Below are 20,997 nucleotides of genomic sequence, written 5' to 3'. Positions count from 1 at the left end.
CCCTGGCGGCGCACCCCATGGCAAGTCGCCATCGGCATCAGGCAGCGGTTCTGCGCCCGGGCACGTAAACTGCGGCCATGCTCTGGATCAAAGCCTTTCACATCGTCTTCGTGACCTGCTGGTTCGCCGGCCTGTTTTACCTGCCGCGCATCTTCGTGAATCTGGCGCTGCTCGCCCCGGGCGCTGCCGCCGAGCGCGAGCGCCTGTTGCTGATGGCCCGCAAGCTGCTGCGCTTTACCACGCTGCTGTCGGCGCCGGCGCTGGCGCTGGGGGTCTGGCTCTGGCTCGGCTACGGCATTGGCCGCGGCCCGGGCAGCGGCTGGATGCACGCCAAGCTCGCCGTGGTGCTGCTGGTGATCGGTTACCACCATGGCTGCGGCCGGCTGTTGCGCCAACTGGCCGATGGCCGTTGCCGCCGCAGCCCGGTGTGGCTGCGCTGGTTCAACGAACTGCCGCTGCTGCTGCTGACGGCGGCGGTGCTGCTGGTGGTGCTCAAGCCGTTTTGACGCCAGCGCGCATGCACCAGAGCTCCGCTGGGCCGCTGGCGCTGAGCTACGCGGCGCTGATCGTCTTTGCCAGCCTGTTCCCGTTCGAGGGCTGGCGCGCGCAGGGCATCGACCCGCTGGTGTTTCTGCTGGCGGCGCTGCCCCCGCCATACTGGACCTGGTTCGATGTGCTGACCAATGCCGCAGGCTATGCGCCGCTGGGTTTTTTGCTGGCGCTGGGCCTGCTGCGCACAGGCTCGGGCCGCAGGGCGGTGCTGCTGGCCACGCTGGCGGGGGCGCTGCTGTCGCTGGCAATGGAGTTCTTGCAGATCTATCTGCCCCGGCGGGTGCCGTCCAACCTGGATCTGGCGCTCAATGCCGCTGGCGCGCTGGCGGGGGCCTCGATCGCGGCCTTGCTGGCGCGCCTGGGCGTGCTCGGGCGCTGGCACGATTGGCGCGAGCGCTGGCTCCTGCCCGATGCCAGCGGCGCCATGGTGCTGCTGGCCCTGTGGCCGCCGGCATTGCTGTTTCCGGCCGCCGTGCCTTTCGGGCTGGGCCAGGTGCAGCAGCGGCTGGAGACGGCGCTGATCGGTTGGCTGGCCCATACCCCATCGATGCCATCGATGCCGCTGCCCGACGGCCTGCCATTGCGCCAGACCGCGCTGGCGCCGCTGTCCCCCGGCGGCGAGCTGCTATGCGTCGCGCTGGGGCTGCTCGCCCCCTGCCTGCTGGGCTATTGCGTGATCCGCCAGGCGCGGCACCGCGTGCTGCTGGCGCTGGCGCTGGCGGCACTGGGCATCGCGCTCACGGCGCTGTCGGCCGCGCTGAGTTGGGGTCCGGTCCATGCCTGGCAGTGGCTGAACCGGCCCGCGCGCGCCGGGCTTTGGGCTGCGCTGGCGCTGGCCTTGCTGCTGCTCGCCCTGCCGCGCCGGGCCTGCGCGGCCATGCTGCTGCTGGCGCTGGTCTGGCAGTTGGCGCTGCTCAACCAGGCGCCCACCAGCGCTTACTTTGCCCAGACCTTGCAGCTTTGGGAGCAGGGCCGCTTCATCCGCTTTTATGGCCTGGGCCAGTGGCTCGGCTGGCTCTGGCCCTATGCCACATTGCTGTATGTGCTGCTGCGGGTATCGGGCCGGCAGCGGCATGAACCGCTTTCCTGAAACCTGTGCACCAGACAGGCAGCGGCCGCCAGGGTGATGGGTTGCCGCTACGCTATATTCTGGCAGTGGAATTTGTTCCACGGTTGTCAGCGGTGCAAATCGTTGTTGCGCTCCCGCCGGGTGGGTAACAGGCATCGCTGACACCATCGTCTCTTGCGGCCCTGGCCGCAAGAGACGAACGGAACCCGACCAAGCTCTTGCATCCATCCATTCCATCGAAAGGAAAGCACCGTGATCGTCGCCCTTCTCCCTGCATCAGCGCATCAGCGCATCAGCGCATCAGCGCATCAGCGCATCAGCGCATCAGCGCATCAGCGCATCAGCGCATCAGCGCATCAGCGCATCAGCGCATCAGCGCATCAGCGCATCAGCGCATCAGCGCATCAGCGCATCAGCGCATCAGCGCATCAGCGTAATCCTCGCCTCGTCGAAAGGATAGCACCATGGCCTCCACCATCACGATTGACAAGACCATCGTCAAAGCCGGTGAGACCGCCTGGATCTCCCTTACTTTCCCCAATAACGAGACCATGTATCGCGCGAATGGCCTGGTCCGTTTCTTGACCGTCACCGGCGGCTCGTTGAACCACGGCACCCTCATCAGGATTGGCGCCGGCACTAATACCTATAGAGTCCAATTCATACCTACCGAAGGCTTGGAGAAATCCGACGCCAAAGTCCGCTACGACAGCCCCAACGATGAGTCCGACGGAGAGCTCACCTTCGCCATCGACACCCTGCGGCCCACCGTTGCCAGTGCCTCGATCGCCAAAAGCGACCTGCGCCTCGGGGAAAAAACCACCATCACCATCACCTTCAGCGAACGGGTGACCCGCAGCAGCTTCACCCTCGAAGACCTGCAGGTGGACGCCGGCAAGGGCACTTTGAGCAACCTGCGCGTCGCCCCCTCCGACACCACAGCCACCACCGCCGCCGCCACCACCTGGCTGGTCGACCTGGAGGCCCCGGCCACCCGGCCCGCGACGGGCCTGCATGGCAACCAGATACGGATCAACCTCGACGGCATCACCGATGTCCCGGGCAACGCAGGCGCAAGCCGGGGGGTGAGCGTCCCGGCCCGCTACAACATCGACGACGGTGTGCCGCCCACGGGCACCATCGCGCTGTCGGCCACCAGCCTGAAGGCCGGCGAGACGATGATCGTCACCTTCACCTTCAGCGAGAACGTCCCCAACTTCGGTCTCGACGCCATCCAGTACGACACCAGCAAAGGCACGCTGAGCGCGCTGACGCAAAGCAGCACCGACAGCAAGGTCTGGACCGCCACCTACACGCCCCGGTCCGACACCGAGAACGCCAACAACACCATCCGCGTGAACCTCGCCAGCATCCGGGACGCGCAGGGCAACGCCGGATCGGGCACCCCCAGCAGCGGCAACTTCAGCATCGACACCCTGCGCCCCACGGTCGACGTGACGATCAGCGACAACCGCCTCACCGTTGGCGAAACCGCCACCATCACCTTCACTTTCAGAGAGAGCGTCACCGGCTTCGATCTCGGTGACGTTCAGTACGACACCAGCAAAGGCACGCTGGGCGCGCTGACGGCGGTCGGCACCGACGGCAAGGTCTGGAGCGCCACCTACACGCCCCGGCCCGACATCGAGAGCACCGAAAACACCATCCGCGTGAACCTCAGCGGCGTCCGGGACGCGCGGGACAACGCCGGAGAGGGCACCGCCACCAGCGGCAACTTCAGCATCGACACCCGCCCCCCGGTCAACGTGACGATCAGCGATAACCGCCTCACCGCTGGCGAAACCGCCACCATCACCTTCACCTTCAACGAGCGCGTCACCGGCTTCACGAAAGAGGCCATCGACCTGTCCCAGGCCAACGGCACGCTCGGCGACCTGACGGCGGTCGGCACCGACGGCAAAGTCTGGACCGCCACCTTCACACCCACGGCCAACCTGGCGCGTACCACCAACCACCGGCTCACCCTGAACCTGGCCAATGTCAGGAATGCCGCAGGCAACACCGTCGCCAACAACACCTACGCGTTCAACCAGTACACCGTAGACACCATGGTCTTTGCGCTCAGCAGCGCCACGGCGAACCGCGACCAGTTGGTGCTGAGCTACAGCGACGCAACGGCGCTCGACGGGAACGCGGACCATGCCCCGACCAACGAGTCCTTTACCGTGCTGGTCGATGGCACGCGCATCGACGTCAGCCGGGTGACGGTGGATGCAGCGGCCAGGACGGTCACGCTGACCCTGGCCCGCGCGGTGACCACCGGCCAGACGGTGACCGTCGCCTACCAGGACACCGACACCAGCGACAACAAAGCGCTACAGGAAGCCGGCACCGGTGACGACGCGGCCAGCTTCGCGGCCAGGGCGGTGACCAACCTCACCCAGCCCCCGGTCGCACCCGCCACACCGGAGGCGCCGGGTGCGGGTGCGCCGGACGACGACCGCGACGGTGTGCCGAACAGCCTGGAGGACCTGGCCCCCGGCCTGCTGCGCCCCGATGGCTCGGCCGGCCTGGCTGGCGACGGCAACGGCGATGGCGTCAAAGACAGCCAGCAGGCCGCCGTCGCTTCGACCCGCGACCAGACCCTGGTGGCCGGCAGCCAGAACGGCAAACTGCTCCCGGACAGCAACGCGCGCATCACCGAACTGGTGCGCAGCGATGCCCCGGCCAATCTGCCCAAGGGCATGGAGATGCCGATCGGGCTGACCTCATTCAAGGCGTCGCTGGCCGAGGGCCGCAGCACCGAGAGCTTCAGCCTGTACGTAGACCCGGCGCTCGGCGCCAACGGCTACTGGCTCAAGAACAGCGCCGGCATCTGGGTGAACCTGGCCAGCGAACCGTATGGCGGCAAGGTGGCCAGCGAAGGCGGGCGCACGCGGCTGGACTTTCAGATCCAGGACGGCGGCCAGTACGACGCCGACGGCCAGGTCAACGGCAGCATCAGTGCGCCCGGCGCCGTGGCGAAGATGCCGCTGTCCATCGTCGGGCAGGCGTCGGATGCCCATTCGTTCGGCTTTTGGTACTGACTGGTACTGATCGGCACCAGCGCCCAGGCACCCTGCCTGGGCGCCAAGCAGGCGGATGGTGCGGCAGATATCCGCCTGCCAGCTCCGCATGGCAGCAGCAGCGCGGTGTCGGCCAGCGCGCAGCGGGCGCGGTAGCCTGGGTCTTGGTCGATCCGCCGCTGCGGCACTCCTGCGCGGCAGGGCTCGTGGCCGCCGAATGATCGCCGGAGTCACTGCCCTGAAAGGGTTCGGCGCGCCTGCCTAGTGTCGCGTCACCGATCAGATGTCGTAGGCTGCGCGCAGCCATCGGAGCGCAGCGCAAGGCGCATCGCTTGCCCATACCGAGCTGTATTGGCAAGCGATGCAACGCCGCGATGCGCTTCGATGGCCAGCGCAGACCGACAGATGATCGGTGACGCGACACTAAAATGCCGGCATGAACACCCCCCCTTGCGCGCCGGCCGCTGCGCCCGGCTACTACCGGCGCCATATCTTTTTTTGCCTGAACGAGCGCAGCAATGGCGAAAACTGCTGCGCCCGGCACCACGCGCAGGCCGGTTTCGAGCGCTGCAAGGCGCAGGTGGCGGCCGCCGGGCTGGCCGGTGCCGGCCAGGTGCGCGTGAACAAGGCCGGTTGCCTGGACCGCTGCGCGGGCGGCCCCGTCGCCGTGGTCTACCCCGAGGGCATCTGGTACAGCTATGTGGATGCGGCCGATATCGACGATATCGTCGAAGCGCATCTGAAAAACGGCCAGGTGGTCGAGCGCCTGCGGATGCCGGCGGAAATCGGGCGCTGAACGGGCGCTGAACGGGCCTGGGCCGTCATGCGCCTGTGGTTTTCGACAAAGGGGGCAAAACCCATGAATTCCCGTAGCGAACGCCTGCTCCTGTCCGGTGCCGCAGGCGCCATCGAGGCGGTGCGCGATGGCGTCGAGGCGCCCCGTGGCGTGGCCATCATTGCGCATCCCCATCCGCTGTTCGGCGGCACGATGGACAACAAGGTGGTGCAGACCCTGGCGCGCGCCTTCGTGCAATGCGGCTGGACGGCGCTGCGTTTCAACTTCCGCGGGGTCGGCGCCAGCGCCGGCCTGCATGACGCCGGCCGGGGCGAGTTGCAGGACCTGCTGGCCGTCGCCGAGCAGGTGGCCCCGCACAGCGCAGGCCAGCGCATTGCGTTGGCCGGCTTCTCGTTTGGCGCGTCTGTCGCCAGCCATGCGCTGGCCGCCCTCTGGCCCCAGGGGCGGGTCGAGCATCTGGTGCTGGTGGGCCTGGCGGCCAGCCGCTGCGCCGCCGCGCCGCTGCCGCCCGAGGCCCATCTGCGCACCTTGGTCGTGCATGGCGAGCACGACGATACGGTGCCGCTGTCGGCCGTGCTCGACTGGGCCAGGCCCCAGGTCCTGCCGGTCACCGTGATTCCCGCCGGCGGCCACTTCTTTCACGGGCAATTGCCGCTGTTGAAAAGCCTGGTGCTGCGCCATCTGCGATCGGTGGCGGCGCCCCCGTAGACTAGTGTCGCGTCACCGATCATCTGTCGGTCTGCGCTGGCCATCGAAGCGCATCGCGGCGTTGCATCGCTTGCCAATACAGCTCGGTATGGGCCGCGCGATGCGCCTTGCGCTGCGCTCCGATGGCTGCGCGCAGCCTACGACATCTGATCGGTGACGCGACACCAGGATGGCGCGGCCTGCGGCGCGGCCATGGGTCGCGCGATGGACGATGGGTCAGGGCGTGGCCGCTGCGCGCCGGTGCGGGTCGGCGATCGGGCCACTGTTCGGGCTGCCGTTCGGGCGGGTGATCGGAGCGATGGCGATGCCCTCGGCCTCGAGCGCCGCGCGTATCGCCTGGGCGAACTGCGCCGCGCCCGGCTGGTCGCCGTGAATGCACAGCGTGTCGGGCCGGACCGGCACATCGACGCCATGGACCGAGCGCACCAGTCCCGAGCGCACCATGCGCAGCACCTGCTCGACCGACTGCTGGATGTCGGTGATCATTGCGCGCGGGTCCGTGCGCGGGGTCAATGAGCCGTCGTCCTGGTAGCTGCGGTCGGCAAACACCTCCTCGGCCACCGTCAGCCCCGCCGCGCGCGCCGTGCGCACCAGCTCCGAGCCTGCCAGGCCGTAGAAGATCAGCCGCGCATCGACAGCGCGCACGGCGCAGCAAATGGCATGCGCCATCGCGCTGTCGCGCACCGCCATGTTGTACAGCGCGCCATGCGCCTTGACATGGGCCAGGCGCGTTCCTGCCGCCGTGCAGAAGGCTTGCAGTGCGCCGATCTGGTAGAGCACCAGGTGGTACAGCGCATCCGGGGCCAACTGCATGGGTCTGCGCCCGAAGCCCTGCAAGTCTGCGAAGCCGGGATGCGCGCCTATGGCCACGCCCCGCGCCAGCGCCAGGCCCACCGTCGTGGCGATCGTCGACGGGTCGCCGGCATGCATGCCGCAGGCCACGTTGGCCGAACTCACATGGTCGAGCACGGCGGCATCGTCGCCCAACTGGTAGCGCCCGTAGCTCTCGCCCACGTCGCTGTTCAGGTCAATGCTGGCCATGGCCCGCCTCCATCTGGTTGAAAACCGCGCTTTGCGCGCTGGCCAGCCGCTGCGCTTGGCCCAGCGTGACCCACTCGAAACGCAGCGACTCGCCCGCCATGGTCTGCGCCAGCAGCGGCAGATCGACCGTCGCCAGGTTCGCGATGCGCGGATAGCCCCCCGTCGTCTGGCGGTCGGCCATGAGCACGATGGGCAGCCCGTCCGGGGGCACCTGAATGCTGCCAAAGCTGACCGCCTCGGAGGCCAATTCCAGCGGCTGCGACAAATGCAGTGCCGGGCCTTCGAGCCGGTAGCCCATGCGGTCGGAGCGCGGGCTGACGCGAAAGGTCTGCGCGCTCATGGCCTGCCGCGCGCGCGGCGCAAACGCCGCCCATTCCCTGCCGGGAACGATGCGCAGCGGCGCCCCCGGCGGGCGCTGTATGTCCCCGGGGAACAGGGGCAGGCGCGCCCTCGGTGCCGGCGTGGCGGTTCTTTGCGTTTGGCGCAGCGCGATCCAATCGCCTTTTTGCAACGCCCGGCCCTGCGCTCCGCCAAAGCCGCCGCGCAGATAGGTGCTGGTGCTGCCCAGCACCGGCTGCAGCGCGTAGCCGCCGGCCACGGCGAGATACGCCCGCAGCCCGCTGACGCGCTTGCCGAAACACAGTTGCTCGCCGGCGGCCACGGCCACGGGCCGGGCCAGCGGCAAGGCCCGGGCACCGAGGGTGGCGCCCAGATCGGCGCCGCAGACAGCGATGATGGCCGGGCAGTGGAACTGCAAGGCGGGGCCGATCAGCGTGACTTCGAGCGTGGCCTCGCCGGCGCCATTGCCCACCAGCATGCACGCCAGCCGGTGGGCGCGCTCGTCCATCACGCCACAGACGGGGATGCCCTGGTGCTGGTAGCCGCTGCGGCCCAAATCCTGAAAGCTCGACAGGGCGCCGGGCTTGAGCACTTCGATCATCACCGGGCCCCTGCCAGGGCGCCGAAGGTTGCGGCGCTGATGGGCACGAAGCGCAGACCATCGCCGGCTTGCAGCAGGCAGGCGGGATCGCGGTTCGGGTCAAACAGTTGCATCGGCGTTCTGCCGATCAGGCTCCATCCGCCCGGGAGGGTGAACGGATAGATCACGCTCTGGCGATTGGCCAGGCCGATGGAGCCGCCTGGCACGGCCATGCGCGGCTGCGGGCGCCGGGGCACGGCCAGGCGCGTGTCGAAACTGCCGATATAGGGCAGGCCCGGGGCAAAGCCCATCATCAGCACCCGCACCTGCGCGCCCGCGTGCAGATCGATCAAGCCCTGGGGTGACAGCCCGCAGGCGGCGGCCACCGACGCCAGGTCGGGGCCATGCTCGCCGCCGTAGCAGACCGGAACCTCGACCACGCGCGCGGCCTGCGCCTCCTGCCATTCGAGCGGCTCCAGCAGCGCAGCGACCACACGCGCCGCCGCCTGATAGCTGCTCTCGCCCGGCAGCGCCAACGATTGCAGCGCCTGCGGCCGATAGTGCACCCCGACGGTCACCATCGCGGGCACCACATCCGTCACCCCCGGCAGCCCGGCCTGGCGCAGCGCCGTCGCCGCAGCGCCGGCCCATTGGCTGGCCAGCACCGGGTCGATCCGGCCTGCCGCAGGGGCCGTCCGGATTTCGACCACCAGGCAACTGTCGCCCGAGGCAACGATGCGCCAGTCGATTTTCTGTGTCGCCAGGGACATGGGAAACGATGGTCTTTGCCAATGAGAAAGAGAAGGCCATTATCACGCCCTTCGGCGACGGCAGCGCGCCCTTTGGTGACAGTTTGACACAGGTATCGCTGGCAACGCAGGCAGCGCGCCGGGCCTGATTCTGGTATCCAGTGCCGCCCGGCACCGCCATGCAGGAATGGCCAACCGCCTTTTTGCTCAGCGGGCCCCATGCGATGCGCGCCCCGTTGCGCGCCGGGGACGACTACCGCGACGAGCGTGTGCGCGCCGCATTCGTGATGGCTCCGGCCCTCGCCCAAGCCTTCGATCGTGGCAGCCTGGCGCGTATCGTCATCCCGGTCTCGATGCTCGTCGGAGACAACGATGACCAGGCCCCGGCGAAAACCAATGCTGCCTGGATGGCGGCGCAAATGCAGCATGCCAAACTGCGCGAGATCAGGAACGGCACGCACTACATGTTCATTGCGCAATGCACCCCGTCGGGCCAGGCGCAGCAGCGCCAGATTTGCACCGATCCTTCGGGCCTCAGTCGCGCCCAGGTGCATCGTGACACTGTGGCGCAGGCTGTCGCGTTCTCTGTCGCGTTCTTCGACGCGGCGCTATCGCCTTGACCAGCGGGAGCAGAGCGCCGCCGCACGCAGCGGCGAGTTGGCAAGGCGCTGCGACCAGTGGTCGATGCAGCCGGCGCCGCCGTCGAATACCGTCATCGACCTGCCGCTGAGCGAGGCAATGAAAGCCTCGATCGCGCAACCGGATGACCGGCCTGTCGGGGCTTGCGCCCATCCCTGAACCGGCGGCGCCGGCACGGCACCGGTTCGATGCGTCATTTCATCGCCCGCAAATAGGCCTCGAACGCATCGGCCGGCAGGGGGCGGCTGAACAGGTAGCCCTGGCCTTCGTCGCAGCCCTGGGCGCGCAGGAATTGGAGTTGGCCGTCGGTCTCCACCCCTTCGGCGGTGGTTTGCATGCCCAGCGCCTGCGCCATGCGGATGATGGCGCTGACGATGGCCCGGTCGTTGGCGTCGTCGTCGAGATCGCGCACGAACGATTGGTCGATCTTCAGTTTGTAGATCTGAAAGCGTTTCAGGCAACTGAGCGACGAGTACCCGGTGCCAAAGTCGTCCATCGACAGGCGCACGCCCCGGTCGTGCAGTTGGTCCATCATGGCCAGCGCCGCCACCGGATCGTCGACGGCGGCGCCTTCGGTCAGTTCCAGTTCCAGGCGGCGCGCAGGCAGCCCGGCCTGCTGCAGGCAGCGCGTGACCATCTCGGGCAACTGCGGGTGGCGAAACTGCACCGCCGAGAGGTTCACCGATACCGCCCGCAAAGGCAGTTGCATGTCCAGCCAGCGCTTGGCATCGCGCGCGGCGGTGTGCAGCACCCATTCGCCCAGCGCCACGATCTGGCCGCTGTTCTCCGCCACCGGAATGAACTCGGCCGGCGCGACCACGCCCAACTCCGGGTGGTGCCAGCGCAGCAGCGCCTCGGCGCCGACGACCTGGCCCGTGCCGAGCGAGACCTGGGGCTGGTAGTGCAATTCGAACTGCTGGCGTTCCAGCGCGCGGCGCAGCGCATTTTCGATCTGCAGCGCGCGCGCGGTGCGCGCTTGCAGGTCGGCGGTGAAGAAACCATAGCGGTTGCGCCCGCTTTGCTTGGCGCTGTACATGGCGGCATCTGCGCGCTGGTACAGCGTGTCGAACGACTCGCCATCGGCCGGACACATCGCAATGCCCACCGACAGCGTGGTGCTGAGCTCGTAAGGGTCGATCTGAAAAGGCTGGGCCACGGCGGTCAGCAAAGCGCTGGCGACCTTGGCCGCATGGGCCGCCGAGGTGGCCGGCAGCAGCAGCAAAAACTCGTCGCCGCCCAGGCGCGAGACGGTGTCCTGCGGGCCGATCAGGGATTGCAGCCGCCGCGCCACCGCCACCAGCAGGATGTCGCCAATGCGGTGGCCCAGCGAGTCGTTGACGTTCTTGAAGTGGTCCAGGTCCAGGAACAGCAGCGCCAACTGGCCGCCACGGGCCTGCTCCTGCGCAATCTGCCGCTGGGTGCGCTCGGCCAGCAGCACGCGGTTGGGCAGGTCGGTCAGCGGGTCGAAATGCGCCAGGCGCTGTATCCGCTCCTGCGCTTCGCGCTGCAAGCTGATGTCGCGAAACAAGGTGATCGAATGGGTGATGGGCCCGTTCGCGTCGCCATCGCGCACGCTGCTGACCGACAGCCACTGCGGATAGCCGGAGCCGTCCTTGCGCCGCCCCCAACTCTCGCCCTCCCAGCGCTCCTGCCGGGCCAGCCGGGCGTACACGGCATCGGCATTGCAATCAGGGCCCGCCTCGGCCATGGTCAGCAGGCGCACCGACTGCCCGACGGCCTCGGATTCCTGGTACCCGGTGATGCGGCTGAACGCCCGGTTGATGCGCACGATGCGGTGGCTCGCATCGGCAATCACGATGGCTTCGCTGCTCTGATCGAACACCTGGGCGGTCAGTTGCAACTGCTCCTGCGAGCGCTTGCGCTCGGTGATGTCGCGCGACAGCAAGATGATGCGCGGCTTGGCCCCGGCGGCTTGCGGCTTGCGCGCTGCGGACAGCTCGAACCAGGTGGGTCCCAGATCCGGCAAGTCCAGCATGATCTGCCGCCCCACGGACCAGCCCTGCGCCTGGGCTTCATGCAACACATCCAGCACCGACAGCGCTGCCAGCGTGGGCAGCACCTCGGTGACGTTGCGGCCGATCAGTTGCTCGGCCGGCCCCATCAACAACTCGGCGCGCTGGCTGTGCACGCTGCAATAGCGGCCATCCTGGTCGATTTCGAACAGCGGATCGGGAATGGCGTCGATGGTGGCGCGCAGTTGCTGCTGCGTGGCCTGTATCTCCGAGATGCGCTGGGCCACCTGGTCGGCCAGCCCGCGCTCATGCGCCTTCAACGCGAACAGCAGGCGCGCCAGATAGGCCATCAGCAGCGCAAACAGCAGGCCCAAGGCGCAGCGCAGCGCCAGCACGCCCGCCGCACCCCATCCTTGCGCCGGGGTCAGGCCCAGCGTCCACTGCCCGTTGGGCAAGGCCAGTGAGCGGCTCATCGCGCCGGCACCGGCAGGGGGCGCGGAGGCGGCAATGGTCTGCTCCTGGCCGTTGTCGGGCCGGACGCGCCACAGGCGGTAGCGATAACCCCGTGCGGTGAGTTGGTCCAGCCTGGCAGCCGCCAGCACATCCGGCAACCGGATGGCGACATAGGTGAAGCCCCAAAAGCTGCGCTGCCCCTGCTCATCGTCCAGATAAACCGGCTGGCGTCCCACCACCCCCAGCCCCCCTTGGGCAAGCTCCATGGGGCCGGCCAGCGTGAGCCGGCCCGACGCGCGCGCGTGCGCCGATTCCGTGCCTTGCTGCGGGTCGTGCAGCATGTCGAAGTCCATCGCACCCTCATTGCCCTGGCGCGGCACCACCTGCCGCACCACCCCTGACGGAGACAGTCCCATGGCGGCAATGCCGGGATAAAACGGCAGCATCTGCGTGCCGATTTCCTCGAACTGGGGCACGCTGCCCCGCCCCTGGCGCACCAGTGCCACCAATGCGTTATTGGCCGACAGCGCCAGCTCTATCGCGCGTTGCAGCGCCTGCACATGGTCGCCCGCCATGTCGGCCGCCTGGCTGCGCTGCTCGGCGCGGTCCTGGCTCTCCAACGTCCAGATCAAGACCCCTGCGCAGGCCGCAGCCAGCGCGAACACCCCCACAAAGGCCGTGAGGGGGCGAAGGGAAGGGGTGGATACGGGCACAGCGCAGTTTCCTGCAATCGATTATGCCGGCCAATAACCCCGCAGGGGACGGCCCTGGCCCGGCCCGGAATGCCGCAATGATCCGGCCTGTGACGAAGTGGCGGCGCAGCCGCCTGTCACCTCGTTGACATGCCTGCGACATGCGCGCGTCACCGGCCCATTCGACACTCATTGCACTTCCTGTCGAGCCCATCCGCATCCTGACCGAGCGCTTGCACCATGATGAATGCGTCACACCCATCGCCTGCCGCCGTCACCGCTGCCATTGCTCCGGCCATTGCCGGCGACCTCGGCCAGCGCCCGGGCCTTGCGCCCAAAACCACCAACCCCGGGCAAGAGCGCGCTGCCATCAGGGTGGCCTGGGCCCGGCATCTGGATGAAGTGCGCCAGGCGCAGCGGCTGAGGTTCCGGGTTTTTGCGACCGAAATGGGCGCCCGCTTGAGCACCACCCTTGCCGGCCACGATGTGGACCGGTTCGACGACTATTGCGAGCACCTGCTGGTGCGCGACGCCCAGAGCCAGCAAGTCATCGGTACCTACCGTGTGCTGACGCCGGCGCAGGCCCGGCGGATCGGCGGCATCTACAGCGACACCGAATTCGACCTGGGGCGCCTGCACGCGCTGCGCCCCCGCATGGTCGAACTCGGCCGCAGTTGCGTACACCCCGAGCATCGCCATGGCGCCGTGATCATGGCCCTGTGGACGGCGCTGGCGGACTTCATGCTGCGCAACCAGCTCGATACGATGGTCGGTTGCGCCAGCATCCCCATGCTCCACAACGGCGTGGTCAGCGGCGCTGCTGCGGCCAGCATCTGGCAACGACTGCGCCAGACCCATCTGGCGCCGGCCGAATACCAGGTGCAGGCGCGCCTGCCGCTGCCGGTGGAGCAGTTCGATGGCTCGATGGCCGCAGAACCGCCCGCCCTGATCAAGGGCTACCTGCGTCTGGGAGCACAGGTGCTGGGCGCCCCGGCCTGGGACCCCGATTTCAACACCGCAGACCTGCCCATGCTGATGCGTCTGGCCCAGTTGCATCCACGTTATCGCAGGCATTTTTTGGGGCCTGATGCGCGCTGATGATTGCGGCGCGCCCGACCCTTGACTGAAAAATTGTCCTCGATGGCGGGCCTGTGCAGACAAGCCGTTGGCCGTCAGCATCCGTTCCACGCACTCGATCGGACGAGTCGGCTTCATCTTGCGCAGCACCGCGCCGAGGTTGGCGGCGAAGCGCTGATCCTTCAGCATCTCGACCGCCTCCGGGCAGATGCCGTCGAGCAGACGCACCTTCTCGTGGGTCAGGCTGACGTCCACGTCCAGCAGTTGCTTCAGATGCAGCAAGTCCAATGGCAATGGGTGCTGAAAAACAAGCCAGCGCCCTACAGCATCTAAAAAACCTCGGTCTCGCCGACCAGCGTGGACAACGGCAGCGCATGCAACTCCTGCAGCAAGGCCACCAACTGCGCCGCCGCCGCCGTCACCACAGAGCGTCCCTTTTCGGCCGTTGCTGCCGCCGCATTCCCCACCGCCCCGGCCGGGTGGTAATCCTGCATCTGCCAGCCCAGTTTGGCAGTCCGGCCGTTGCCCAGGATGGCGTACTGCCCGGCCCGATGCTGTGCGCTCGAACGGAAGTCCCGCGCCTGCTCCATCTGCACCGTGGCGGGTGACAGGTGCAGCATCATCGAGGTCTCGATCTCACCGGCGTGGATGCCAAAGCGGTGTTCCTGCGCGCTGAACTGCCCGGCTACCGCATCGGGCAACGGCAGGCTGAACCAACTGGCGCCATAGACGATCAGATCGCAGCGCGTGCGCAACTCGCGCGCCACGATGTCCATCACGCTCACCTGGCCGCCGTGGCCGTTGAACAGCAGCAACTTCCTGACCCCGGCACGCGCCACGCATTCGCCGATCTCGGTCCACAGCGCAATCACCGTGGCTGGCGACAGCGTCAAAGTGCCCGAAAAACGCAGGTGCTCCGGGCTCAGCCCCAGGTTTTGCGGGGGCAGAAAAAGCACCGGCAGTCCGGCAGGCAATTGCGGCAATGCCGCGTCGATCACGCCCTGCAGCAGCGTCGCATCGACCGACAGCGGCAGATGCGGGCCATGCTGCTCGATCGCGGCCACGGGCAGCACCGCCACGGTCTGCGCCGCCTGGCCTGATGCCTTGAGCTGTGCAAAAGCGCGCGTGGAAAGCTCGGCCCAGAAACGCGAGGGCAGATGAAAAGCGGCAGCGGTCATGCCGCCATGGTAGTCGCAGCCCTTGGCGCATGGTTCTCGGATACCATCAAACGCATGACCCAAGACCTCTTTCGTCAAGATGCCTACTTGCGTGAATGCAGCGCCCAGATCACGGCCGTCACCGCTGACGGCGCCATCGTGCTCGACCGCACCGTGTTCTATCCGCAAGGTGGCGGCCAAGCCGGCGACAGCGGCTTGCTGCTACGGGCCGATGGCAGCAGCATCACCATTGCCGACACCCGCAAAGGCAAGGACGCCCAAGGCCATGCCACCGCAGACATCGTGCACATCCCGGCCCCGGGGCAGCAAGACCGCATGGCGCAGTGGACACCCGGCACCGCAGTCACCGCGCGCATTGCCTGGGAGCGTCGCCACCGCATGATGCGGCTGCACACCACCACGCACCTGCTATGCCATCTGGTGCCGCATCTGGTCAACGGCTGCTCGATCACCCCCGATTACGCCAGGCTGGACTTTGCCATCACCGACCCGCTGGACAAGCAGGCCCTCAATACCGGCATCGCCGCGCTGGTGGCCGCCGCGCATCCGCTGACCGTGGCCTCGATCAGCGATGCGGAACTCGACGCAAACCCGGCGCTGGTCAAGAGCATGAGCGTACAACCGCCCCGTGGCACGGGGCGCATCCGCACCATCCGCATTGGCGGGCAAAGCGCATCCGCTGCGCTGATCGACCTGCAGCCCTGTGGCGGCACGCATGTGGCCAACACCGCCGAGATCGGCGCCATCGTGGTCACCAAGATCGAAAAAAAGAGCGCTACCACCCGCCGGGTGGTGTTGGGCTTTGCCCAGTGAGTGCGGCCGGAAGTCGCGCGCGACAGCGCATGGTCATTGCCCGGCCCGTCAAGCCGCCGGTGTGGCGTGTGCCAGCAGGCACACGCTGGCACGTCGATCTCGCGCAAGGCGGTGTTCTCGTCGATCTGGGTATCCCGGTCGTTGGCCACCCGGTCAAATCTGCTGGCCGATCACTACCGTCGCGACGATGTTGCGCGCCGTCCACCCCTGGCCGGGGCATGAGGGCGTCGATGTCAATCAATTGAATCAGGCATGCGTCACCCAGTGCGCATACTCCGGCGCAGCGAGATGCGGCAAGGTATTGAAGGTTTGCAGCATCAAACGCTTGGGCGACACCGACAGTTCGGTCACTGCGCTGTTGCGGATGCGCATGTTCAGCGCAATCGTGACCTGCGCCTGCGTGCCCAGCACCTGGCCTACGGCGGTGGAGATCGGTCCGCCGCTGCTGACCAGCAGCACGTTCTGCCCGGCATGCTGCTGGCGCACATGGGTGAGGGCCGCATGCACGCCGGCTGAGAACGCACTCCAACGGGGCATGCCCGGCGGGCTGATGGTGCCGGCCATCCACTGCGCCAGCGCTGCGCACAGCAGGCGAAAGTGCTGGTGGTAGCGCTCGGGGCTGTCCGGTGGGCCCAGGGGCTGCGGGTGGACGGCGGCAATGAGTGCGTGGCTGTCGTATTCATTCAGTCCTGGCAGTTGCAACACCTCGGGGGTGCGGGTCTGCAGGCCCTGGGCGATGCCGGCCAGCGTCTGCCGGTGGCGGCGCAATGTGCCGGTGATGACGGCATCGAAGGTCTGGCCCTGTGCGCGCCAGTACTCGCCCAGGCGCAGCGCCTGCGCTTGCCCACGGGGGCTGAGTTGGTCGTAATCGGCTGCGCCCAACGAGGCTTGGCCGTGGCGCACGAGGTAGAGGATTCCCATCCGGGCGATTGTGCCAAAGCCGATGCCAAAAGCCGATCCTGTTGCTCAGGCCAGGCTCCCGGCCTCATACCGCCCGCCGTGCATCCATATCAGGCCGGGATGTCAGGCAAACCGGGCCACGGGCGGTGCCCAACTGCGCCAGTAGTTCAGGGGCTGGCGCCGCTTCGAGCACCACCTGGGGCAGCAGGCCCAGGGCCGCGCATGCCGCCTGCAGGGCCGCCATCTGCGGGTGCCGCAATGTCAGTCTGTGCAATTGCAGGCCGCTGGCAGGCAGGTTTGCGCAGGGATGTGTGGCTCCCCACTGGATCAAGGTGGGCAGGCAACCATCCATCAGGCGCTGGCCGTCCGTGCGCAACGTGACCTGCCATTGCAGCAGACCCTCGGGCGTGGCGCGGCTGGCGCTGATGATGGCGCCCCGGTCCAGCCCTTGGGCGGCCAATGCCGCGCACCGGGCCACCATGTCGGGCACTGCCGCCACCCAATGGATCAGCTGCGGGCCATGCTGCGCGACCTGGCGCTGCAATCTGCTGTCATCCATGTCGAACCAGCGTTTTGCGCCGCCGGGTATGGTCTTTGTCGCTCCTTGTTGGATGGCTATGAGTTCCAGATAGGCACGCGGGTGCGCCGGGCTTGAGATATTGAGCAGCCGGTTGTGCGTGCCCATCAGCGGGTGTTCTCCGCCCGCTGCGGGTGTGACGCCCAACTGGCGCTCGCACCACTGCACGCCCGAGGCCAGATCGGCTGCAAGCACGATCAGATGGTCGATGCAGGGAGGTGGCTCTGGTGGCTCGATGGCGGCGAAAGCGCGTGTCGTCATCGCCGTTTCCCGTGGCGCTGCGTGTCACCGACCCATGCAGCGGGCACGGCCCGCGCTAGTGTCGCGTCACCGATCAGATGTCGTAGGCTGCGCGCAGCCATCGGAGCGCAGCGCAAGGCGCATCGCGCAGCCCATACCGAGCTGTATTGGCAAGCGAGGCAACGCCGCGATGCGCTTCGATGGCCAGCGCAGACCGACAGATGATCGGTGACGCGACACCAGGGACGCTGCATCGACGGGGCGATGCCGCCGGCCTCGTCCTTTCGAGGGGCTGACGCCGCAGACGACACGGGAGGTGCTGCACCTGCCTCATCGGCTTCACGCCAACTCGCGAATGGCGCCCGCCAGCGCCGCGATGCCGGTGGCAATCTGCTCGACCGTAGAGGTAACGAATGACAGGCGCAGCGTGCGCGGGTCGGCGTTGTCGGCATAGAAAGCCGCACCGGGCACAAAGGCCACGTTGCGCGCCACGGCCTTGGGCAGCAGCGCCTGGGCGCTCATGCCTTCGGGCAGGCGCAGCCACAGGAACATGCCGCCGTCGGGGCGATTCCACTGCACGGACAGCCCCTTCATTTGCTCGTCGAGAGCAGCCAGCATGGCGGCGCACTGCTGCTTGTACAGCGCGCGGATGGTGGGCACATGGCGTTCCAGGAAACCGTCTCTGATCACCTCGGCCACCAAGCGCTGGTTGTAGCCGGGGCTGTGCAGGTCGGAGGCCTGCTTGGCCTGTAGCAGCTTGGGGTAGGCGGCTGCGGGCGCAACGATGTAGCCCAGGCGCAAGCCGGGGGCCAGCACCTTGGAGAACGAGCCGATGTAGATGCAGCCTTCGGGATTGCCGGCGGTCAGCGGGGCCGGTGGCGGGGTGTCGTACCACAGGTCGCCATAAGGGTTGTCTTCCACCAGCACCAGGCGCAGTTCGGCGGCGGCGGCCACCAGCGCGGCACGGCGTGCGGCGCTCATGGTGCGGCCTGTGGGGTTCTGGAAGTTGGGCAGCACGTACAGGAAGCGCGCCTTGTCGGCGCCCGTGCCCATCCGCGCCCGGAGGTCGTCGATCAGCACCCCCTGGTCATCGCCGGCCACCGAGACCACGCGCGGCTCCATTGGCGCGAAGGCTTGCAGCGCGCCCAGGTAGGTGGGCGTCTCGACCAGCACGCGGCTGTCGGTGTCGATCAGCACCTTGGCGACCAGGTCCAGGGCTTGCTGCGATCCGGTGGTGATCAGCACTTGCTCCGGCGCCACCTTCCAGGGCAGGAAGGCGGCAACCGCCTCACGCAGCGGTGCAAAGCCTTCGCTGGCGGCATATTGCAAGGCAGCGGCGCCATCGCGCGCCAGCACTGCCGCCGATGCGGCGGCAAACGCGCTGACCGGGAAGGTCCGCGCCGAGGGCAGTCCGCCGGCCAGGCTGATGATGCCGGGCCGTTCGGTGATCTTGAGGATTTCGCGAATGACCGAGGGGTTCATGCGCGTGGTGCGGCGCGCCAGGGTCCAGTCGATGGCGGGGGGCAGATCGTTCAGTTTCACGGTGGCTCTCCTTGCAGCTCTGAGGTAAGGGGTGTTGAACGTGGTGGTGGGCGAAGGCGATGGGGAACTCGTTGGCATTCTGTGCTGCGGCGGTGGGTGTTGGCAATGGCGGCTTCACAGCATCAGCATCCAGACGGCGGTGGCTACCAGCACCAAGGCCAGCGTGCGGTTGAACCATAGCAGGCGCGCGCCCCGGGCCAGCCACTGGCGCAGCAAGGAGCCCAGCAGGGCGTAGACGAAATTGCAGCCGAAAGCAAACACCATCGTCACACCGCAGATGATGGCCAGCCGCTCTCCCGGGTTGCTGGCGGGCCGGCCGGCCGCATTGACCACCCAGCCTGCGCTGAGCGTCAACGCCAGCATCCAGACCTTGATGTTCACGAATTGCAGCCCCACGCCTTGCCAAAAGCCCAGGCTCAGGCGGCGGGCGTCGAACTCGGTCATCCGGCCTGTGCGGCCGAGCTTGCAGGCCAGCCAGAACATGTAGGCCGCGCCCAGCAAGGTCACGCTCCAGCGCAGCGCCGGCCGCCCGGCAATCAATGCGCCCAGACCCAGCCCGCTACCCAGCATCACCAAGGCCCAGCCCACAGGAACGGCAAGGCAAAAGCGCAGCGCCGGCTTCAGGCCCAGGTTGGCGGCCAGTGCAGTGGACATGGTGGTGTTGGGCCCCGGCGAAAAGCTCATGGCGGCGCACAGCAACAGCAGGGCAGTGAGTTCAGCAGCGCTCATGGGGAAAACGGTATTGGTATTGGTGTGTGCAGTGTCTGCAATGCCATCTGTGGCGCCCCCTCTCACGCTGCGGTGCGAAGCCTGCGCTGGCGGCGTATTGCAAGGTGGCGACGCCATTATGGGCCAGCACTGCCGCCAATGCGGCCAACGCGCCGACCGGGCACCGGGGGAAGGGCCGGGGGAAGGGCCGGCCGCCGGCCAAACGGGTGATGCCGGACTTTTCGGTGGCGTTGCGGATTTCGCGCAGCGCCGAAGTGCCCATGCGCTCGGTGCAGCGCGCCGAGGTCCTGCCGCTGGTGGCTGGCAGATCGTTCGGTTGCGCTCTGGCGCGCATCTTTCAGGCAATGGGTATTGAACGTGTTGGAAGGCTGTGTTGATTCCCGCCGATTCCACCCTTCAAGACCTTCGCAGAGGAGTAGCCTGGTGCATAATCAGGCAGCAGGGTCGGTCAGCATGCGTGTTTGATGGTGCCCTTCTTTGCCATTATGCAGTGAGGTGCGGCTGAAGCCCTGTGGATTCGCGTGCCTGGAATTCAAAACTTTTACTTTTGGAGCACGATATGAACGATGAGCAAAAAGAAAGCACAGAGCCACCGGGCACGATGAGTGCCAAGCTGATGGAATATGCTATCAACGCTCGCAAAGTGTTCATCATCGGCACCATCGATCACAAGATGGCCAAGGAAGCTGTGCAGCAGTTGCACATTCTGGCCTCCATCAACGATGACCCAATCTACGTATTTATCAGTTCGCCCGGTGGACATGTCGAATCCGGCGACCTGATCTTTGACGCCATCCGGTTTATCACTCCGAAGGTCATCGTCGTGAGTTCCGGCTGGGTGGCCAGTGCTGGGGCTTTAATCTATGTTGCGGCTGACAAGGAGAATCGGTATTCCCTGCCCAACACACACTTCCTGCTGCACATGAAGGAAATCATCCCAGCAGGAGAGATGACGTACACCGAAACGGCTGACGACCGGGCTGCCCGGGAAAGGTTTGCGCAATTTGTATCTTCTTCATACAGAAAAAAACCGCCGGAACCAGTTAACAAATCACTTCACGAATACAGAACCAATGTGATGAGGGCCCGGTTGAACAGGATTTTTGCCGAAGCAACCGGCCAGACTCTCGAAAAAATTACGGCCGACACCGGACACGATTTCTGGATGAGCGCAGAACAGGCCGTCGAGTACGGCCTCGTTCATGAGATCATCGTTTCGGAGAAAGAAATCCGGTCGCAGAAAAAATAAATGCAGCGACGGCCCATGACCAGGAGCGCAAGAGCAAACAGGTGCCGAATGGCGAAAGTGGGTCAGGTGCGCGCA

General features: G+C 67.0%; 22 protein-coding genes and 1 pseudogene. 11 read left to right on the top strand and 12 right to left on the bottom strand.

Annotation, left to right across the window (positions count from 1 at the left end; genetic code table 11):
* Positions 1–77 precede the first annotated feature (77 nt).
* The 3 genes from VEIS_RS01890 (at position 78) to VEIS_RS01880 (ending at position 4,668) form a co-directional block, all read left to right on the top strand.
* On the top strand, positions 78–506 hold the full coding sequence (locus tag VEIS_RS01890) for a CopD family protein (protein WP_041949738.1): 429 nt from the start codon (positions 78–80) through the stop codon (positions 504–506).
* Positions 507–517: 11 nt separating this feature from the next.
* Entirely contained in the window at positions 518–1,642 is a 1,125-nt protein-coding gene (locus VEIS_RS01885; protein ID WP_011808185.1) for a VanZ family protein, read from the top strand.
* Positions 1,643–2,172: 530 nt separating this feature from the next.
* Positions 2,173–4,668 carry an Ig-like domain-containing protein gene (locus VEIS_RS01880; protein ID WP_041949737.1) on the top strand — a complete coding sequence of 832 codons (2,496 nt, stop codon included), beginning with the start codon at positions 2,173–2,175 and terminating at the stop codon, positions 4,666–4,668.
* Here VEIS_RS01880 and VEIS_RS28050 read toward each other — a convergent pair.
* Positions 4,583–5,071, bottom strand: coding sequence for a hypothetical protein (locus VEIS_RS28050; RefSeq protein WP_157048356.1), 489 nt, complete (start codon positions 5,069–5,071; stop codon positions 4,583–4,585). The two genes, VEIS_RS01880 and VEIS_RS28050, sit on opposite strands and share 86 nt — an antisense overlap.
* A 12-nt stretch (positions 5,072–5,083) precedes the next feature.
* On the opposite strand from VEIS_RS28050, the gene VEIS_RS01875 reads away from it, so the two are divergent.
* Both VEIS_RS01875 and VEIS_RS01870 read left to right on the top strand, forming a co-directional pair.
* Positions 5,084–5,443, top strand: coding sequence for a (2Fe-2S) ferredoxin domain-containing protein (locus VEIS_RS01875; RefSeq protein WP_011808183.1), 360 nt, complete (start codon positions 5,084–5,086; stop codon positions 5,441–5,443).
* Between the two features lie 63 nt (positions 5,444–5,506).
* Positions 5,507–6,151, top strand: a complete 645-nt coding sequence (locus VEIS_RS01870; RefSeq protein WP_011808182.1) for an alpha/beta hydrolase — start codon at positions 5,507–5,509, stop codon at positions 6,149–6,151.
* Here the strand turns inward: VEIS_RS01870 and VEIS_RS31430 are convergent.
* From VEIS_RS31430 to pxpB, 4 genes and pseudogenes are all read right to left on the bottom strand, one after another.
* Positions 6,151–6,322: pseudogene (locus VEIS_RS31430) on the bottom strand (SDR family NAD(P)-dependent oxidoreductase); the annotation flags it as partial. The gene VEIS_RS01870 and the pseudogene VEIS_RS31430 sit on opposite strands and share 1 nt — an antisense overlap.
* A 45-nt stretch (positions 6,323–6,367) precedes the next feature.
* On the bottom strand, positions 6,368–7,192 hold the full coding sequence (locus VEIS_RS01865; RefSeq protein WP_011808181.1) for a LamB/YcsF family protein: 825 nt from the start codon (positions 7,190–7,192) through the stop codon (positions 6,368–6,370).
* Positions 7,179–8,135: a 5-oxoprolinase subunit C family protein gene (locus tag VEIS_RS01860; protein ID WP_041949736.1), complete on the bottom strand. Its 957-nt coding sequence runs from the start codon at positions 8,133–8,135 to the stop codon at positions 7,179–7,181. Before VEIS_RS01860 ends, VEIS_RS01865 begins: the two co-directional genes overlap by 14 nt.
* Positions 8,132–8,881 carry a 5-oxoprolinase subunit PxpB gene (gene pxpB / locus VEIS_RS01855; protein ID WP_011808179.1) on the bottom strand — a complete coding sequence of 250 codons (750 nt, stop codon included), beginning with the start codon at positions 8,879–8,881 and terminating at the stop codon, positions 8,132–8,134. Before pxpB ends, VEIS_RS01860 begins: the two co-directional genes overlap by 4 nt.
* 158 nt (positions 8,882–9,039) lie before the next feature.
* Here pxpB and VEIS_RS01850 point away from each other — a divergent pair, with 158 nt between their 5' ends.
* Positions 9,040–9,480 (top strand): alpha/beta hydrolase family protein, encoded by a 441-nt coding sequence (locus VEIS_RS01850; RefSeq protein WP_011808178.1) that lies wholly within the window; start codon positions 9,040–9,042, stop codon positions 9,478–9,480.
* A gap of 212 nt (positions 9,481–9,692) precedes the next feature.
* On the opposite strand, the gene VEIS_RS01845 is transcribed toward VEIS_RS01850, so the two are convergent.
* Positions 9,693–12,638 carry a bifunctional diguanylate cyclase/phosphodiesterase gene (locus tag VEIS_RS01845; RefSeq protein WP_011808177.1) on the bottom strand — a complete coding sequence of 982 codons (2,946 nt, stop codon included), beginning with the start codon at positions 12,636–12,638 and terminating at the stop codon, positions 9,693–9,695.
* A 219-nt stretch (positions 12,639–12,857) separates the two neighbouring features.
* On the opposite strand from VEIS_RS01845, the gene VEIS_RS01840 reads away from it, so the two are divergent.
* On the top strand, positions 12,858–13,715 hold the full coding sequence (locus VEIS_RS01840) for a GNAT family N-acetyltransferase (protein WP_011808176.1): 858 nt from the start codon (positions 12,858–12,860) through the stop codon (positions 13,713–13,715).
* A gap of 21 nt (positions 13,716–13,736) precedes the next feature.
* Complete coding sequence (locus VEIS_RS28040; RefSeq protein WP_157048353.1) at positions 13,737–14,027, top strand: hypothetical protein; 291 nt, start codon at positions 13,737–13,739, stop codon at positions 14,025–14,027.
* Here VEIS_RS28040 and VEIS_RS01830 read toward each other — a convergent pair.
* A complete protein-coding gene (locus tag VEIS_RS01830) occupies positions 14,024–14,872 on the bottom strand; it encodes a creatininase family protein (RefSeq protein ID WP_011808175.1) in 849 nt (282 codons plus the stop codon). The genes VEIS_RS28040 and VEIS_RS01830 overlap by 4 nt on opposite strands.
* 54 nt (positions 14,873–14,926) lie before the next feature.
* Here VEIS_RS01830 and VEIS_RS01825 point away from each other — a divergent pair, with 54 nt between their 5' ends.
* A complete protein-coding gene (locus VEIS_RS01825) occupies positions 14,927–15,685 on the top strand; it encodes an alanyl-tRNA editing protein (RefSeq protein ID WP_011808174.1) in 759 nt (252 codons plus the stop codon).
* A 246-nt stretch (positions 15,686–15,931) separates the two neighbouring features.
* Here VEIS_RS01825 and VEIS_RS01820 read toward each other — a convergent pair whose 3' ends face one another.
* From VEIS_RS01820 to VEIS_RS01805, 5 genes are all read right to left on the bottom strand, one after another.
* Positions 15,932–16,606, bottom strand: a complete 675-nt coding sequence (locus tag VEIS_RS01820; protein WP_011808172.1) for a histidine phosphatase family protein — start codon at positions 16,604–16,606, stop codon at positions 15,932–15,934.
* 64 nt (positions 16,607–16,670) lie between these two features.
* Entirely contained in the window at positions 16,671–17,423 is a 753-nt protein-coding gene (locus VEIS_RS01815; protein ID WP_011808171.1) for a VOC family protein, read from the bottom strand.
* A gap of 66 nt (positions 17,424–17,489) precedes the next feature.
* A complete protein-coding gene (locus VEIS_RS25210; RefSeq protein WP_157048352.1) occupies positions 17,490–17,642 on the bottom strand; it encodes a hypothetical protein in 153 nt (50 codons plus the stop codon).
* Between the two features lie 99 nt (positions 17,643–17,741).
* Positions 17,742–18,884, bottom strand: a complete 1,143-nt coding sequence (locus tag VEIS_RS01810; RefSeq protein WP_407831851.1) for an aminotransferase-like domain-containing protein — start codon at positions 18,882–18,884, stop codon at positions 17,742–17,744.
* Between the two features lie 174 nt (positions 18,885–19,058).
* A complete protein-coding gene (locus tag VEIS_RS01805; RefSeq protein WP_041949734.1) occupies positions 19,059–19,673 on the bottom strand; it encodes a LysE family translocator in 615 nt (204 codons plus the stop codon).
* Positions 19,674–19,699: 26 nt separating this feature from the next.
* On the opposite strand from VEIS_RS01805, the gene VEIS_RS29500 reads away from it, so the two are divergent.
* Positions 19,700–20,050: a hypothetical protein gene (locus VEIS_RS29500; protein ID WP_198137942.1), complete on the top strand. Its 351-nt coding sequence runs from the start codon at positions 19,700–19,702 to the stop codon at positions 20,048–20,050.
* A 182-nt stretch (positions 20,051–20,232) separates the two neighbouring features.
* On the top strand, positions 20,233–20,922 hold the full coding sequence (locus tag VEIS_RS01795; protein WP_011808167.1) for an ATP-dependent Clp protease proteolytic subunit: 690 nt from the start codon (positions 20,233–20,235) through the stop codon (positions 20,920–20,922).
* Positions 20,923–20,997: the final 75 nt, after the last annotated feature.

Source organism: Verminephrobacter eiseniae EF01-2 (assembly GCF_000015565.1).
In the GTDB taxonomy this organism is placed as follows: domain Bacteria; phylum Pseudomonadota; class Gammaproteobacteria; order Burkholderiales; family Burkholderiaceae_C; genus Acidovorax; species Acidovorax eiseniae.
This window is presented reverse-complemented; position numbering and strand designations above follow the sequence as displayed.

Coding starts and splice junctions, on each gene's coding strand:
- VEIS_RS01805 (WP_041949734.1), bottom strand. CDS start 19,673: ATGAGCGCTGCTGAACTCACTGCCCTGCTGTTGCTGTGCGCCGCCATG.
- VEIS_RS01850 (WP_011808178.1), top strand. CDS start 9,040: ATGCAGGAATGGCCAACCGCCTTTTTGCTCAGCGGGCCCCATGCGATG.
- VEIS_RS01810 (WP_407831851.1), bottom strand. CDS start 18,884: ATGAACCCCTCGGTCATTCGCGAAATCCTCAAGATCACCGAACGGCCC.
- VEIS_RS01825 (WP_011808174.1), top strand. CDS start 14,927: ATGACCCAAGACCTCTTTCGTCAAGATGCCTACTTGCGTGAATGCAGC.
- VEIS_RS01820 (WP_011808172.1), bottom strand. CDS start 16,606: ATGGGAATCCTCTACCTCGTGCGCCACGGCCAAGCCTCGTTGGGCGCA.
- VEIS_RS01865 (WP_011808181.1), bottom strand. CDS start 7,192: ATGGCCAGCATTGACCTGAACAGCGACGTGGGCGAGAGCTACGGGCGC.
- VEIS_RS01885 (WP_011808185.1), top strand. CDS start 518: ATGCACCAGAGCTCCGCTGGGCCGCTGGCGCTGAGCTACGCGGCGCTG.
- VEIS_RS01880 (WP_041949737.1), top strand. CDS start 2,173: ATGTATCGCGCGAATGGCCTGGTCCGTTTCTTGACCGTCACCGGCGGC.
- VEIS_RS01830 (WP_011808175.1), bottom strand. CDS start 14,872: ATGACCGCTGCCGCTTTTCATCTGCCCTCGCGTTTCTGGGCCGAGCTT.
- VEIS_RS01840 (WP_011808176.1), top strand. CDS start 12,858: ATGATGAATGCGTCACACCCATCGCCTGCCGCCGTCACCGCTGCCATT.
- VEIS_RS01875 (WP_011808183.1), top strand. CDS start 5,084: ATGAACACCCCCCCTTGCGCGCCGGCCGCTGCGCCCGGCTACTACCGG.
- VEIS_RS01890 (WP_041949738.1), top strand. CDS start 78: ATGCTCTGGATCAAAGCCTTTCACATCGTCTTCGTGACCTGCTGGTTC.
- VEIS_RS01795 (WP_011808167.1), top strand. CDS start 20,233: ATGAACGATGAGCAAAAAGAAAGCACAGAGCCACCGGGCACGATGAGT.
- VEIS_RS01815 (WP_011808171.1), bottom strand. CDS start 17,423: ATGACGACACGCGCTTTCGCCGCCATCGAGCCACCAGAGCCACCTCCC.
- pxpB (WP_011808179.1), bottom strand. CDS start 8,881: ATGTCCCTGGCGACACAGAAAATCGACTGGCGCATCGTTGCCTCGGGC.
- VEIS_RS01870 (WP_011808182.1), top strand. CDS start 5,507: ATGAATTCCCGTAGCGAACGCCTGCTCCTGTCCGGTGCCGCAGGCGCC.